Origin of the sequence: Maritimibacter sp. DP1N21-5 (genome assembly GCF_019218295.1) — a bacterium.
GTDB lineage: Bacteria > Pseudomonadota > Alphaproteobacteria > Rhodobacterales > Rhodobacteraceae > Maritimibacter.
In genome coordinates this window covers 1,951,557-1,965,563 of record NZ_JAHUZF010000006.1, presented here as the reverse complement: position 1 = coordinate 1,965,563, position 14,007 = coordinate 1,951,557, and the positions used below count along the sequence as shown (strand labels likewise).

The window sequence follows — 14,007 nt, the reverse complement described above, 5'->3', positions numbered from 1 at the left end:
TACGACTGCCATCAGAGAATGCCATGCCGTCAGGGAACTCCTCACGCTCGCGCGCGTTGGCGTGATATGACCGTGACTGCGCCTGAGCGGGTTGCCCGCTGCCGTCCGACCGGACGACACATCGGCATTCTCCTCCTGCTTTCGACACTCGTCGGTTGCGGGCGCGAACAGTCGACCCTGAACCCGAGCGGTCAGGACGCCCAATCCATCGCCACGCTCTTCTGGGTCATGTTGGCTGGCGCGGTCGTGCTTTGGCTGCTGGTGAACGGCGCCTTCTATTACATGTCCCGTGTCCGGCCCGGCGAAATGAACGAGCGTTACGCCCGGCATATCCTGATCGGTGGCGGTATTGTCCTGCCGGTGGTCGTGCTCACGTCACTTCTGGTCTGGGGTCTGAGCCTTTTGCCCGATCCCCGTCAGCCCGGCGACGGGCTGGTGGTGCGCGTTACCGGCGAGCAATGGTGGTGGCGTGTGGAGTACTGGCCGGACGGGGCCGAGGCGCCCATCGTCAGCGCGAACGAGCTGCGCCTGCCGGTCGGGCAGAGAACCGAGATCCACCTGACGGCGGATCGGGTCATCCATTCTTTCTGGGTGCCCGCACTGGGCGGAAAGATGGACATGTTTCCCGGGCGCGAGACCATGATCAGTCTTGCGCCCGAGAAGGTCGGCACCTTCCGGGGCCAATGTGCGGAGTTCTGCGGGGCGAGCCATGCCTGGATGGCCTTCGCCGCCGTGGTGATGGAGCCCGGCGATTTCGACGACTGGCTCGAGGCCGAGGCTACCGATGCCGTCCCGCCCGCCACCGAGGCCGCCCGCCGCGGTGCCACGGTATTTCAGGAGCAGGGCTGCGGCGCCTGTCACACGGTGCGCGGGACCGACGCCGTGGGTCAGGTGGGGCCGGACCTCACTCATGTGGGCGGGCGCGAGTCGCTCGGCGCCGGGCGGTTGAAGGTGACGCGCGAGGATATCTCCGCCTGGATCAGTCATACCGAAGACCTGAAGCCCGAGGTGAGAATGCCGAGTTACGATCTCGCACCCGATGCGCTTGAGGATCTGGCGCGTTATCTCGAGGGGCTCACATGACCCATCCGTCCGGACTACCCCAGCCCGAGGGCCCCTATCCCCCGACGGAGGAGATGCTGGCGGAGCAGGTCCCGGACGACCTGCGCCATGCGCAGGCCGACCGGCTGCGGGCCGCTTGGGCAACGCCCAAAGGCATCCGCTACATGACGGCGGTGAACAACTCCGAGGTCGGCAAGTGGTATTGCCTGACCGCGCTCGTCTTCATGCTCCTGGCGGGGGTGATGGCCCTGATCATCCGGCTGCAACTGGCCACACCAGAGAACGATCTGGTCTCGGCGGATCGGTTCAATCAACTCTTCACGATGCACGGCTCGGCGATGATGTTCCTCTTCGCGGTGCCGCTCTTCGAGGCGATCTCGATCCTCCTGCTGCCCGGCATGCTGGGCGCGCGGGACATGCCGTTTCCGCGCCTGTCGGCCTTCGGCTACTGGTGCTTCCTGATCGGCGGGGTCTTCGTGATCGGGTCAATCTTCTTCGATGCCGCGCCGCGCGCCGGGTGGTTCATGTATCCACCCCTGGCCACGCAGGACGAGGGACCGGGCTCGGACATCTGGCTTCTGGGCCTCAGTTTCATCGAGGTCGCCTCGATCGCGGCTGCGGTCGAGCTGATCGTGGGCACGCTCAAATGCCGTCCCCCGGGCATGCGGGTGAACCTCATGCCGCTCTACGCCTGGTACGTGCTGGTGGTGGGCGGCATGATCCTTTTCGCCTTTCCGCCGCTTATCGCGGGCGACTTCCTCTTCGAGCTTGAACGCTCCTTCGACTGGCCTTTCTTCGATCCCACGCGCGGCGGCGACCCGATGCTGTGGCAGCACCTCTTCTGGATCTTCGGGCACCCTGAGGTCTACATCATCTTCCTGCCGTCGATCGCCATCGCCGCCATGGTCATCCCCACGGTCGCCCGCCGCCCGATCTTCGGCTATTCCTGGATCGTGCTGTCCGCAGTCGGCACCGGGTTCCTGAGCTTCGGGCTCTGGGTGCACCACATGTTCACGACCGGGCTTCCCTCGATCTCGCTCGGGTTCTTCTCTGCCGCGTCCGAGGCGGTGGTGATCCCCACAGGCATCCAGATCTTCGCCTTTCTCGCCACGCTGATGGCGGGGCGGGTCAAGATGACCCTGCCGATGCTCTGGATTTCGGGGGCGCTCGCAATCTTTACCATGGGCGGACTGACCGGCGTGATGCTGGCGCTGGCGCCTTTCGATTTCCAGGCGCACGACACCTATTTCATCGTCGCGCATCTGCACTACACGCTCTTCGGCGGCATGGTCTTTCCGGTCATCGCGGGGGTCTATTACTTCTTCCCCTTCATCCAGAAGAAGGTGCTGTCCGTGAGGCTCGGAAAATGGGCGTTCTGGCTGACCTTCACCGGGTTCAACCTGTGCTTCCTGCCGATGCACCTAACCGGCCTGTGGGGGATGCCCCGGCGGGTCTATACATATCCCACCGGGCTGGGCTGGGACTGGCTCAACCTGATCTCGACCCTGGGTGCCTTCGTCATCGCGGCGGGCTTCGCGGTCTTCGTCTGGGACCTGATCCGTCCCAAACACCGCCAGCCGCAAATCCCGCGCAATCCCTGGGGCGGCGGCACGCTCGAATGGACCCATGACGTGCCGGAGGAGGCATGGGGCGTGCGGTCGATCCCCCATATCTCGACGCGCTATCCGCTCTGGGACCAGCCCGACATGGTGGAACGGATGGACGCGGGACGCTACTACCTTCCGGATGCCGAGGAGGGGCTGCGCGAGACCCTCGTGACCTCGGTCATAGACGCGGAGCCGGTGCAGGTCCAGCGCGTCACCGGGCCCACGTGGATCACGCTTTGGGCCGCCGCCTTCACCGGTGGGGCCTTCATCTTCCCGACGTTCAGCTGGTATCTGCCTGCAATCATCAGCGGGGCGCTGGCGATCTTGTGCATCATCGGATGGCTCTGGACCGCGACGGCCCGGCCGCCCGAGGCGGATGCCAAGGACGTGGGCCTGGGGCTGCGGCTTCCGACCTATGCGGCGGGGCCGTCCTCGGTCGGGTGGTGGGCCATGTGGATCACCATGCTTGGCGACGCCACGGCCTATGCCTCGCTCGTCTTCGGGTTCTTCTTCTACTGGACCGCCTCGCCGAACTTCCCGCCAGAGGGCGCGGCACATCCCGACGCCGCTCTTGTCGCGCTCGCCGCCGTGGCCTTTGCGGTGAACTGGATCCTGACCGTGGGCGCGCGGCGCCTCAACCGGCAAGGCAGCGTGACGGCGGCGCGGCTCTGCCTCATTCTGGCGCCCCTGGTGGCCGCAGGTGGCGCGACCGCGCTGGTCACATCGGTTCTGGACACCGATCCCACGAGCCACGTCTACCCGGCCATCCTCTGGGCGCTCGCCATCTGGACGGCGGTGCACAGCGGGGCAGGGGTGATCATGCAGCTTTATTGTCTGGCCGGATCGCTCTTCGGCAAGATGACCCCGCGCTACGACGCGGACATCTGGAACGTCTCGCTCTTCTGGCATTTCGTCACCATTTCGGCGCTGGTCAGCTGCGCCGTCTTGGGGCTGGCACCGGGGGCGCTATGAAAGAGGAACGCCAACCCACCCGACGCGAGGACCAGAGGGAGTTTTCCGAGGAAAAGGCGAGCCTCTTCCGGATCACACTGGCCCCGCTGATCTGGGCTGCGCATTTCGTCGCCTGCTACGGCCTCGTCGCCGTGACCTGCGCCAAGGGCTGGGACATCGAGGCCGTCCGCGTCGGGCTTCTCGTCTTCAGCCTCGCGGCGCTGGGAGGTATCCTCTGGATCGGTCGTGCGGCCTGGCGGCGATGGAACGTGTCGGAGACGGGCGATTTCGTGAACCGTGGCGGACGGGCAGAGGACCGGCACCACTTTCTGGGCCACGCGGCCTTCCTGCTGTCGATCATCTCGGGGATCGGTGTCGTCTTCGTATCATTGCCGCTCGTGCTCATCGGGGGGTGCCAATGAGACCCGTCTTTCTGGCCACGGGCCTCCTGCTTCTGGCCCTCGTTTGGCTCTTGCCGCTCGACACGATGCTGCCGGTCTTCGCGGCTCATATGGTGCAGCATATGGTGCTGGTCGCGGTCGCCGCGCCGCTAATCGTCCTCGGACTGCCCCGATTGGCCGAGCGCTTCGCCCCGCCACCGCTTGCCGCCGCGCTTGCCGAGTTCGTGGTCGTCTGGGCCTGGCATCTCCCTGTCGCCCATGCGCTGGGTCGGCTCGACAAGCTTGGCACGCTCGCGGAGCAGGCCAGTTTTCTCGCGGTCGGGCTTCTGGTCTGGGCGGGCTGCCTCCGGCGGGATCAGCCGCTGGCCGGGGCAGGGGGACTGCTTCTGACCTCCATGCACATGACGCTTCTCGGCGCGCTCCTCGTCCTCGCTCCGCGCGACATCTATGCCGAGCTCTGCGGCACGGCGCCGGATCTCTCCGGTCAGCAGATCGGCGGCATGCTGATGCTGGCGATCGGGACGCCTGTCTATCTGGTCGCGGGGCTGATGCTGACCGGACAGGCGTTGCGTGACAGGGGGGTCGCATGAGGAAGGTTCTCCTGACCCTCGCGGTTCTGGCCGGTCTGGGCCTCGCCGGTGCGGCGGCGGTCGTGGGCTTCGGCCTTTACAACGTCTCCGCGCAGGTCGGACATCTGCCGGGGGTGTCCTGGGTGCTTCACACGACCTTTCGCAACTCGGTGCGCCTGCGCGCCCCTGCGCCCGACGAGGTGCCGCCGCTGGACGACCCCGACCTGATCGCGCTGGGCGCGGGACATTACGCCACCGCCTGTGTCGACTGCCACGGCGCACTGGGCCAGCCGCGCAGCGCGACGGTGCGCGCCATGGTGCCCGTGCCGCCCCCGATCGATGAGGCCGTCGCGCATTGGCGTCCGAACGAACTGCACTGGATCGTGGAGAATGGCGTCAAGATGAGTGGCATGCCCGCCTGGCCCGTGCAGGACAGGGGCGACGAGGTCTGGGCCGTGGTGGCCTATCTCGTGTCGGTGCAGGAGGGGGCGTCTCCGGAGATTCCATCGCCCGACCTTGCCGGTCTCGACTATTGTCAAAGCTGCCATGGTCGGATCGGCGGCCCGGTGCCCCGGCTCGACATCTTGTCCGAGGCTTACATCGGAACGCAGCTCGACGCCTATCTGACCGGACTGCGGCCAAGTGGCATCATGGCGCAGGCCGCAAGCCGCGTGCCGCAGGCACGCTTTGACGAGCTTGCCCGGGCCTTCGTGACGCAGAGCGGGCCGGCCGGAGCTGGCGCGGGACCGGATCTGGGTGACATTGCCTCGACCGAAGAGCGTGAGACGGGTGCGGAACTTGCGCGGCTGGGCACCCGTGATGTGCCGGCGTGCCTTGCCTGCCATGGTGGGGAACCTGCCCGCGAGGCCGCGAAGGGGCCGCGCCTCTTTGGCCAGTCGCGCGCCTATCTCGCGGCGCAACTCGAGCTCTGGCGCGACGGTGTCTATTCGCATGACGACCTTATGGCCGCCGCCGCACGCGACTTGAGCGATGCCGATATTGCGGCCGTCAGCGCATTTTTCGCCGCCGCAGATCCCTAGCGGGTCTCCGAAATCGCGGCTGGGCAAGGAAACCAACCTGGTCTTGCGACGTTGGGACCGCGTCCTTCATGTGCGCCCCGAAACTCGAACGGAGGCTCCAATGCCCTATGTCCGCTTCGGCCTGATGATCCTGACCTCGACCGTGGTCATGCTGATCCTGATGTATCTGAACACCTATTCCCTCCCGCATGTCTTCTATTCCGAGACGCGCCTCTACATGGCCATCCTTATGGGCGGCGTCATGGCGATCGTGATGATGCTCTGGATGTGGGGCATGTATCCGAACCGGACTGCGAACCTCGCAATTCTGGGCGGGGCGGTGGTGGTCGCAGGCGTCGCGCTCTGGCTTGTGCGCAGCCAGGCGACCGTGTCCGGGACAAGCTACATGCGGGCGATGATCCCGCACCATTCCATCGCGATCATGACCTCGGAACGAGCCTCGATTACGGACGCGCGCGTGGCGCGGCTGGCGCAGGAAATCGCGGCAGCGCAGCGCAAGGAAATCGCGGAAATGCGGTATCTCGTGGCCGAGACTGCCGCTGGGCGTGTCGTGGCAGAAGGTTATCAGGACGGCCCTGCCGTGATCGGCACGATGGAAGACGCGCGCCAGAACGTGAGGCTTGCACCGCTCGATCCCGAACCTGTCTCGACAGAGGAAGCCGCCAGGGTGCTGGAGGATACCGATTGCCTGTTCCGCCGGTCGCCCGAGGCAGACCCTATCCTCTGGACCACGGCAGAAGGTCGTGGCGTCGCCAAGGTGAGCGGCGTGCTTTTGTCTTTGGAAGGCGCGGAAGGAGAGTGGATCACGGAGGGGCTGACGCTGTCGGTGACGCCGCGCAAGGATCCGGATTTCCGCTCGGACGCGACGTTGACCTTCGCCTTCGACCCCGGTCCGTCGTCAGGCTATCGCGGCTGGTGGAGTTGCGACGGCTGAGGCAGCCTGGCAGTCCCTCACAAGATCAGGGCTGCGACGCCGATCAGTGCCAGAGCGACCGCTGCGACCGGCAGGACCCAGGCGCGTCGGTGATGGCCCCGCCCCTCGGGCGTGTCGGCCAGTCGATCCTCGGACTCGTCCCTTGCCGTTTCGACGGCTGCGGCGCGCCGGACCTGCTCGGGGTCAGGCGGGTGCCCTGCGGCCTCGTCATCTGTGCCGAGGGGCGCCGCGGCTGGGTCGGGGTAGGCCACCTTGTCGCCGGTGCCGCCCCGGTCGATCTCGTCGCGAAGCTGGTCCGGGTTGTCGATGGAACCGGAACGGGTCCTGTCGGGGGGAGCCTTGCCCATGCGATTTCTCCTTTCCGTCGCGCGAGGGGCGGCCTCGCACCGGCCGCCCCCGTTACTCTCGGATCGCGTTCAGTTCTCAGGCAGCGCCCAGCCGATCACCGCGTCGTTCACAGGGGTCTCCATGAAGTGGTGCCCCATGGCGGTGACCATGACGAATTGCCTACCGTCGACTTCATATGTGATCGGGTTCGCCTGACCCCCGCCGGGCAAGACCGTGGACCAGAGGGTCTCGCCGGTCTCGATGTCGATCGCGCGGAACAGGTTGTCTGTCGCGGCTGCGATGAACACCAGCCCGCTCGCCGTCACGACCGAGCCGCCGTTGTTGGGCGTGCCGATGTCGAAGGGCAGCATCGACGGGATCCCGAAAGGTCCGTTGCGCCGTGCGGTGCCAAGGGGACGGTCCCAAAGCGTTTCGCCGGTCTCGAGGTCGATCGCCCGGATCCCCCCATAGGGCGGGCGTGTGCAGGGCACGCCGGTCACGTCATTGCGCCAGCCTGCGTTGACCGCGATGCCATAGGGCGCACCGGCCTGCGGGTCGGCAGCACCTTCGGCGTTCTCGCCACCGCTCTCGCCGGTTTCCATTTCGTGGATCGGTCTCGACGTCACCTCGTCGCGCGGCACCAGCCGGTTGTAGTTGGGAACGTCGTTGTAGTTGGCGACGATGATCCCGCGTTCGGTGTCCACGGCAACCGAGCCCCAATCCGACCCGCCGTTGTAGCCGGGATACTGGATCCACGGCTTTTCCGACGATGGCGGCGTGTAGAACCCGTCGTAGTTGGCGCGGTGATACTGGATGCGGCACCAGAGCTGGTCGATCGGGGTGAAGCCCCACATGTCCTTTTCCTCGAGGGCAGGCTTGCGCAGCGTGTGCCACTCGCTGATTGGCTGGGTGTCGGAAATGTAGTCCGGCTCGATCTCGCCCTTCGGCAGGTCACTCAGTTCGCCGACAGGCGTCAGCGGCTCCCCGGTCTCGCGGTCGAGGATGTAGAGGTCGCCCTGTTTGGAGGGCAACAGGACTGCGGGCGTGCCCTGGTAGTCAAGCAGCGTCGCCTGTGAGCCGAGGTCGTAGTCCCAGACGTCGTTGCGCACGGTCTGGAAATGCCAGACCTCTTCGCCGGTCGTGGCGTCGAGTGCGACAAGCGAGGTGGCATATTCGTTCTCGGCCTCGCTGCGGTTCGAGCCGTAGTAGTCCACCGAAGAATTGCCCATCGGCAAGTAGACATAGCCGAGCTCCTCGTCTGCGACGGCCGTCGTCCACATGTTGGGCGTGCCACGGGTATAGACCTCGCCTTCGGGCGGGCCGTTGCGGTTCTGTTCGGGCGCGGCCAGATCCCAGGCCCAGACCAGTTCGCCGGTCAGAACGTCAAAGCCTCGCACGACACCCGAGGGAGCGTCTTCGGCCTGACCATCCTTGACCTGCGCGCCGGAGACGACGACGCCGCGCACGATGGCGGGCGGGGCCGTCACGGCATACCAGCCGGGCACGCGTTCACCGATGTCCTGCCACATGTCCACGGTGCCGTTCTCGCCGAAGTCCGCGCAAGGCGCGCCGGTTTCGGCGTCCACGGCGACGAGCTTGGCGTCCAGCGTGCCCTGAATGACGCGGGTCGCGCAGACATCGCCCTCTGCAGCCTCGGGGTTGGTATAGACCGAGACCCCCCGACAGCTGGCGCCATAGGGGATGGCCTCGTTCGGCACGCCGGGATCGAAGCGCCAGTTTTCTTCACCGGAGGCGGCATCGACCGAAATCAGGATGTTCATGGCCGAACACATCAGAAGGTCATCTCCCAGCTTGAGCGGGGTGACCTCGGGCGAATACTTGCCCATCGCGGTGCCTTCGGGCAGGTCGCCGGTGTGGTAGGTGAAGACCTCCTGCAACTGGCCCACATTCTCTGGCGTGATCTGATCGAGGGGCGAATAGCGCGTGGCCCGGGCGTCGCCGCCCCAATAGGGCCAGTCGGCGCCCACGTCCATCAGGGGCCGGGCGGCCCGTTGGTCGGATGCTGGCGTGTCTTCTGAGGTTTCGGCTGGCGCCTGGGCCTCGTCTTCGACGGGTGCCTCCTGCGCAGCCTCGCTGGTGGGGTCCGTCTCGGAGGGGGGCTCGGTTGCAGTGTCCGGTGTCGTTGGCGCCTGCGTGGCCGGTTCCGTGGGTTCCTGGGTCGTTGGATCCGGAGCCGTCGGTTCCTCCGTGTCGCCCTCCTGAGCGTGAAGCGGCACCAGTCCTGCGATAAGCAGCGTGGCGGCGATCGGGACAAGACGTGTCATCGTCGGTCCTCCCTGTCTGTTATGATTTCGGGCTGTGGCGGCGCAGGGCCGGGATGCAAAGAAGCACCAGCAAAAGGATGAGCGTGGGCGCGACCAGTCGCGGGACCTGCGCCCACCAATCCGTCCCGACCTCCCAGAAGGCCCAGACGAGGGTGCCGACCCAGACCAGAAGGTAAAGCCAGACGGCCCCGATCATGTGCCGGTTCAGCAAGATGCCGGTGACGAGAAGACCAAGCCCGGCCAGTCCGTAATACCAGCTTCCGCCAAGGGAAATGAGCCAGACGCCGCCGGCGAGGATGACTGCGCCGAACGCGACGCAGATCCATCCCAGGAGCCTGACCCCCCAGGCCGGACCGGGATCGGCGGCGTGACGTGGTGGTGATGCGATGTCGGACATGTGACCTCCTGTCGAGTTCTCGAGGTGTTCGCCGGCGCGTGAAGACGCCGTGAGGACTCAACAGCCCAGACGCCGGTCCGTTCCGTTCGAGGACAACTTTGTCGGGAGGCAGGATCGGTTGGCCGGGTCCATCTCAGATGAAATAGATGGTCAGCGGCACCAGCAGGAGCAGTGCAAAGGACAGGCAGGCCAGAAGCCCGTCCCGCGTCAGAAGGCTCGCCGCGAAGAGGGCGATCACCGCAGAGGCAATCGAGCCGGAGGTGGGCACGATTTCCATGAAGGGCATGAAGAGGGTGAGGCAGGCGATGAGGATCATCGGGAGCCATAGCCAGGGCCGGTGGAACAGGAAAGTGAGCCGGGGGCGCAGGAAACGTTCCACCCAGCCGACCGGCTTGCGAAGCCACTTGACCCCTTTCTCGACCTTCTCCGCATCGAGCTTCCGGTGTGCAATCAGTTTGGGCAACCAGACCGACTCCCGCCCGATCATCATCTGCACGATCAGAAGCAGGACGAGCATCGCGACGACCGCCGTAACGCCCGGAATGGCGCTGGCCGGCGAGGTCGAAATCAGCGAAAACATGAGCATGACCGACGCGAAGGACGCGCGGCCCAATTGGTCGACCACATGGGCGACCGTCACCTCGTCACCGTCCAGCGACGCCTCGAGCGTGTCGAGCACATCGCTGATCGCGTGGGTAGGCTTGTCCTGCGCTGTCATCCCCCGCCCTACGCCGTCAATGCCGCGAGCACTCGGTCGGGCGTCGCGGGAAAGTCCCTGATGCGGGCGCCACAGGCGTTGTGGATCGCATTGAGGATCGAGGCGCCCGCGCCACAGATGCTCAGCTCTCCGATGCCCTTGGCCTGCATCGGTCCTGCCCAGTCGTCCCGTTCCTCGACGAAATGAACCTCGAGCGGCGGCACATCCGCGTTGACCGGCAGGTGATAGCCGGCAAAGTCGCGGTTCACCGCGTGCCCGTCGCGCCGGTCATGGCTCAGCTCCTCGGTCAGGGCCATGCCGATGCCCCAGGTCATCCCGCCATGGCACTGCGACCGGGCCGTGCGGGGGTTGAGGATGCGCCCTGCCGCGAAGGCGCCCAGCATCCGGCGCACGCGGACCTCGCCCGTGACCTCGCTGACGGCGACCTCGGCGAAATGGGCGCCAAAGGTGGCCTGACGGACCTTTTCCGCCGCATCACCCGGTTCGACGTGACCCTGCCCGGCGAGGGGTTCGTCGCCCAGAAGGTCCTTGACGGGAACCCGCCGGTTTGCAACGGTCGCGATCCCGTCCTTCAGCGTCAGATCCTCTTCGGGACAATCGAGCCTTTCTGCAAGCTCACGGCGGATATCCATCGCGGCGAGCCAGACCGCCGTGCCGGTGGACGCGGCGCCGAAGGACCCGCCGGAGCCGGACCCCGGGGGAAAATCCGTGTCGCCCAATTCGACGTCAACCCTGTCGAGGGGCAGGCCAAGCAATTCCGCGGCGATCTGGCCGAAAATGGCGTAGCTGCCGGTGCCGATGTCGGTCATGTCCGTCTCGACCACCGCGCCATCGCCGGTCAGACGGATACGGGCTTCGGCCTCCATCACCGAGTTGACGCGGAAGGCCGCTGCCATGCCGGTTCCGATCCACCACTCGCCTTCCCGCTGCGACCGGGGGATGGGGTTGCGCGCAGACCAGCCGAAGGCCTCGGCACCTTCGCGCAGAACCTTCTCCAGTCGGTGCGAGGAGAAGGGCTTGCCACTTTCGGGGTCGCATTCGGGGATGTTGCGCAGGCGCAGGTCGAGCGGGTCGATCCTCGCGGCCACGGCCAGCTCGTCCATCGCCGCCTCGAAGGCGGTGACCCCGACGGCCTCCCCCGGGGCGCGCACCGACCCGGCCGCGCCGCGGTGAACCCGGGCGATCTTCAGCCCGAGGGATCGGTTCGCCGCGGCATAGGCGAAATGGCTGCCCTGGATGACGGGCTCGGAAAACTCTTCGTCGGGCAGTTGCGAGACCAGCGCCTCGTGACCGAGCCCCGTCAGGCGACCCTCGTCGTCGGCGGCGAGCCGGATATGCTGGCGCGTCTCCGACCGGCGTGTGTTGACCTCGAAGACCTGCCGGCGGTGTTGAACCACGCGCACCGGTTGTCCGAGTTCCATCGCGGCGAGCGCGGCGCCGACGCAGTCCGCAGAAATGCCAAGCTTGGAACCGAACCCGCCCCCGACATACGGAGCGAGGAGCCGCACCTGAGCCGGCTCGAGTCCGACCGTATCGGCAAGTTCGTTCCGGTTGAACTTCAGCATCTGGAGCGAGCCGCGCAGGGTCAGGGTCACTCCGTCCCATTGCGCCGTCGCCGCATGCGGCTCCATCGCGGCCGAAACCAGGGAGGGCGTGGTGTAGACGGCGTCGACCGTGACGGCGGCGTCCTTCATCGCGCGGTCGAGGTCGCCCATCTCGGTCTGGTGGTCGTCCGGGGTCTCGGGATCGACCGCGTCGGGCAGGACGGGCGGCGTGTCCTCTGAAGCAACGACGACCTCCAGCGTCTGGGCCGCGTGGCGCGCCTGTTCAAAGCTCTCCGCGACCACCAGCGCGACGGGTTGTCCGACATAGTCAGCCCGCTCGACGCCCTGAACCGGAGCCTCGTTCGCCGTGCCCTGCGCGGCGTTGCGGACCATGCGGTCGTCATGCAGCACGGCCCGGACCCCTTCCATCGCGCGCACCTTCTCAAGGTTCGGCAACGAAACGGCGCCGATCCCGGGCGCGCGGACGAGCATGCCGTGCAGAAGTCCATCGAGATGCCCTTCGGCAGCATAGGTGGCCGTGCCCGCGACCTTGAGCCAACCGTCGGGGCGATCTTCGGCATGGCCGAGCACACCTTGGGACAGCCCGTCGGCGCGGTGCGCGCGGTCCGGTCCGTCGATCTTCAGGTCCAGGCTCATTGTGTCATCTCCCTCAGTGTCGCCGTCAGCAGGCGCCTGACGAGCACATCCTTGAAGGCCAGTCCCTCTCGCAGGACGGCGTTCTTCATGAGTTCCGTTCCGGCCTTGTCGAACAGCGCATCGGACGGGGCCTCGCCCACCAAGAGCGCTTCGACATCCGGATCGCGCCACGGTCTGGTGCCGATCCCGCCGAAGGCGAGCGCCGCTTGGCCGATCTTGCCCTTCTCCATCCGAACGATGGCCGCGATCGACACCAGTGCGAAGGCATAAGAGGCCCGGTCGCGGACCTTGCGATAGCTTTGGCGACCGCCCGCTGGCGGCGGAAGGATCACGCCGGTGATCAGGTCGCCGCGGGCCAGTGTCGTTTCCCGGTCGGGTCGGTCCCCGGGCAGCCGATAGAAGTCGTCGAGCGCGACCTCGCGGCGGCTGCCTTCGCTGTCCTCGACCTCGACCGTGGCACCCAGCGCACGAAGCGCCACCGCCATGTCCGAGGGATGCAGCGCCACGCAATGCTCGGAGGTGCCCAGAATGGCATGATCGCGCAACTCTCCACCCAAGGCCGCACAGCCGGCACCGGGGCTGCGTTTGTTGCAGGGCGTGTCGGTGTCATAGAAGTAGGGGCACCGCGTCCTTTGAAGCAGGTTGCCCCCCGTCGTCGCCTTGTTTCGCAACTGCCCCGATGCGCCGGCCAGCAGCGCCCGCGACAGCACGGGATAATCTCGGCGGATGCGCATGTCGGCGGCAAGGTCGGCGTTGGTGACAGTGGCACCAACATGGAGGCTCTCGCCCCTCGGCGTGATTCGATCGAGTCCCAGGCGCGAAATGTCGACGAGCTTGTCCGGGGCCATCACCTCGAGCTTCATCAGGTCGATGAGATTGGTGCCGCCCGCAATGAATGTCGCGCCGTCGCGTGCCGCGGCATGGGCCGAAGGCAGATCGTCGGGGCGGTTGAAGTCGAAGGCTCTCATTCGGCGGCCTCCGCGATTTCGGTCTCTTCGGCCGCCACCTCGAGGATCGCGGCGTTGATTCCGGGGTAGCAGGAGCAACGGCAGATATTGCCACTCATTCGCTCGGCCAGTTCCTCGCGCGTCAGGGCGACGGGGCCCTCGAGCGACTCGCTGACATGGCTCGGCCAACCCTCGGCGACCTCGGTGAGGACGGCCGTCGCGGAGCAGAGTTGACCCGGCGTGCAATAACCGCACTGCATGCCGTCATGGTGCACGAAGGCGGTCTGGAGAGGGGAGCGACCATCCTTGGATAAACCTTCCACCGTGGTGATCTCGTCGCCCTCGTGCATCACGGCAAGGCTGAGGCAGGCGTTGATCCGGCGCCCCTCCACGAGCACCGTGCAGGCACCGCATTGCCCGTGGTCGCAGCCCTTCTTGCTTCCCGTCAGATCCAGATAGTCACGCAGGGCATCCAGCAGCGTGGTCCGGGGATCGAGGTCGAGCGTGTGGAGCGAGCCGTTCACGGTGAATGACGTCTTCATTCCTGTCTCCTTCATATGTTCGAGAC

At 66.5% G+C, this 14,007-nt stretch carries 13 protein-coding genes; 6 read left to right on the top strand and 7 right to left on the bottom strand.

Features of this window, described 5'->3' with window-relative positions; translation table 11 throughout:
* Positions 1-66 precede the first annotated feature (66 nt).
* From coxB to KJP29_RS17240, 6 genes are all read left to right on the top strand, one after another.
* A complete protein-coding gene (coxB, locus tag KJP29_RS17265) occupies positions 67-1,083 on the top strand; it encodes a cytochrome c oxidase subunit II (protein WP_218464746.1) in 1,017 nt (338 codons plus the stop codon).
* A complete protein-coding gene (ctaD, locus tag KJP29_RS17260; RefSeq protein WP_218464745.1) occupies positions 1,080-3,641 on the top strand; it encodes a cytochrome c oxidase subunit I in 2,562 nt (853 codons plus the stop codon). Before coxB ends, ctaD begins: the two co-directional genes overlap by 4 nt.
* Complete coding sequence (locus KJP29_RS17255; protein ID WP_218464744.1) at positions 3,638-4,042, top strand: hypothetical protein; 405 nt, start codon at positions 3,638-3,640, stop codon at positions 4,040-4,042. Before ctaD ends, KJP29_RS17255 begins: the two co-directional genes overlap by 4 nt.
* Complete coding sequence (locus KJP29_RS17250) at positions 4,039-4,611, top strand: cytochrome c oxidase assembly protein (protein WP_218464743.1); 573 nt, start codon at positions 4,039-4,041, stop codon at positions 4,609-4,611. Before KJP29_RS17255 ends, KJP29_RS17250 begins: the two co-directional genes overlap by 4 nt.
* A complete protein-coding gene (locus tag KJP29_RS17245) occupies positions 4,608-5,630 on the top strand; it encodes a c-type cytochrome (protein WP_218464742.1) in 1,023 nt (340 codons plus the stop codon). The genes KJP29_RS17250 and KJP29_RS17245 overlap by 4 nt, the downstream gene beginning before the upstream one ends.
* Before the next feature lie 100 nt (positions 5,631-5,730).
* On the top strand, positions 5,731-6,564 hold the full coding sequence (locus tag KJP29_RS17240; protein WP_218464741.1) for a DUF305 domain-containing protein: 834 nt from the start codon (positions 5,731-5,733) through the stop codon (positions 6,562-6,564).
* A gap of 17 nt (positions 6,565-6,581) precedes the next feature.
* Here the strand turns inward: KJP29_RS17240 and KJP29_RS17235 are convergent, their stop codons facing one another.
* The 7 genes from KJP29_RS17235 to KJP29_RS17205 all read right to left on the bottom strand — a co-directional run bounded on the left by KJP29_RS17235 (position 6,582) and on the right by KJP29_RS17205 (position 13,981).
* Complete coding sequence (locus KJP29_RS17235; RefSeq protein WP_218464740.1) at positions 6,582-6,911, bottom strand: hypothetical protein; 330 nt, start codon at positions 6,909-6,911, stop codon at positions 6,582-6,584.
* A gap of 69 nt (positions 6,912-6,980) precedes the next feature.
* Entirely contained in the window at positions 6,981-9,176 is a 2,196-nt protein-coding gene (locus KJP29_RS17230; RefSeq protein WP_218464739.1) for a pyrroloquinoline quinone-dependent dehydrogenase, read from the bottom strand.
* A 19-nt stretch (positions 9,177-9,195) separates the two neighbouring features.
* Positions 9,196-9,573 carry a glucose dehydrogenase gene (locus KJP29_RS17225; RefSeq protein WP_218464738.1) on the bottom strand — a complete coding sequence of 126 codons (378 nt, stop codon included), beginning with the start codon at positions 9,571-9,573 and terminating at the stop codon, positions 9,196-9,198.
* Between the two features lie 133 nt (positions 9,574-9,706).
* The gene (locus KJP29_RS17220) at positions 9,707-10,291 is read right to left on the bottom strand and encodes an exopolysaccharide biosynthesis protein (RefSeq protein WP_218464737.1); all 585 of its coding nucleotides are present in this window, start codon (positions 10,289-10,291) and stop codon (positions 9,707-9,709) included.
* Between the two features lie 8 nt (positions 10,292-10,299).
* On the bottom strand, positions 10,300-12,492 hold the full coding sequence (locus KJP29_RS17215; RefSeq protein WP_218464736.1) for a xanthine dehydrogenase family protein molybdopterin-binding subunit: 2,193 nt from the start codon (positions 12,490-12,492) through the stop codon (positions 10,300-10,302).
* Entirely contained in the window at positions 12,489-13,460 is a 972-nt protein-coding gene (locus tag KJP29_RS17210; RefSeq protein WP_218464735.1) for a xanthine dehydrogenase family protein subunit M, read from the bottom strand. The genes KJP29_RS17215 and KJP29_RS17210 overlap by 4 nt, the downstream gene beginning before the upstream one ends.
* A complete protein-coding gene (locus KJP29_RS17205; protein WP_218464734.1) occupies positions 13,457-13,981 on the bottom strand; it encodes a 2Fe-2S iron-sulfur cluster-binding protein in 525 nt (174 codons plus the stop codon). Before KJP29_RS17205 ends, KJP29_RS17210 begins: the two co-directional genes overlap by 4 nt.
* Positions 13,982-14,007 lie beyond the last annotated feature (26 nt).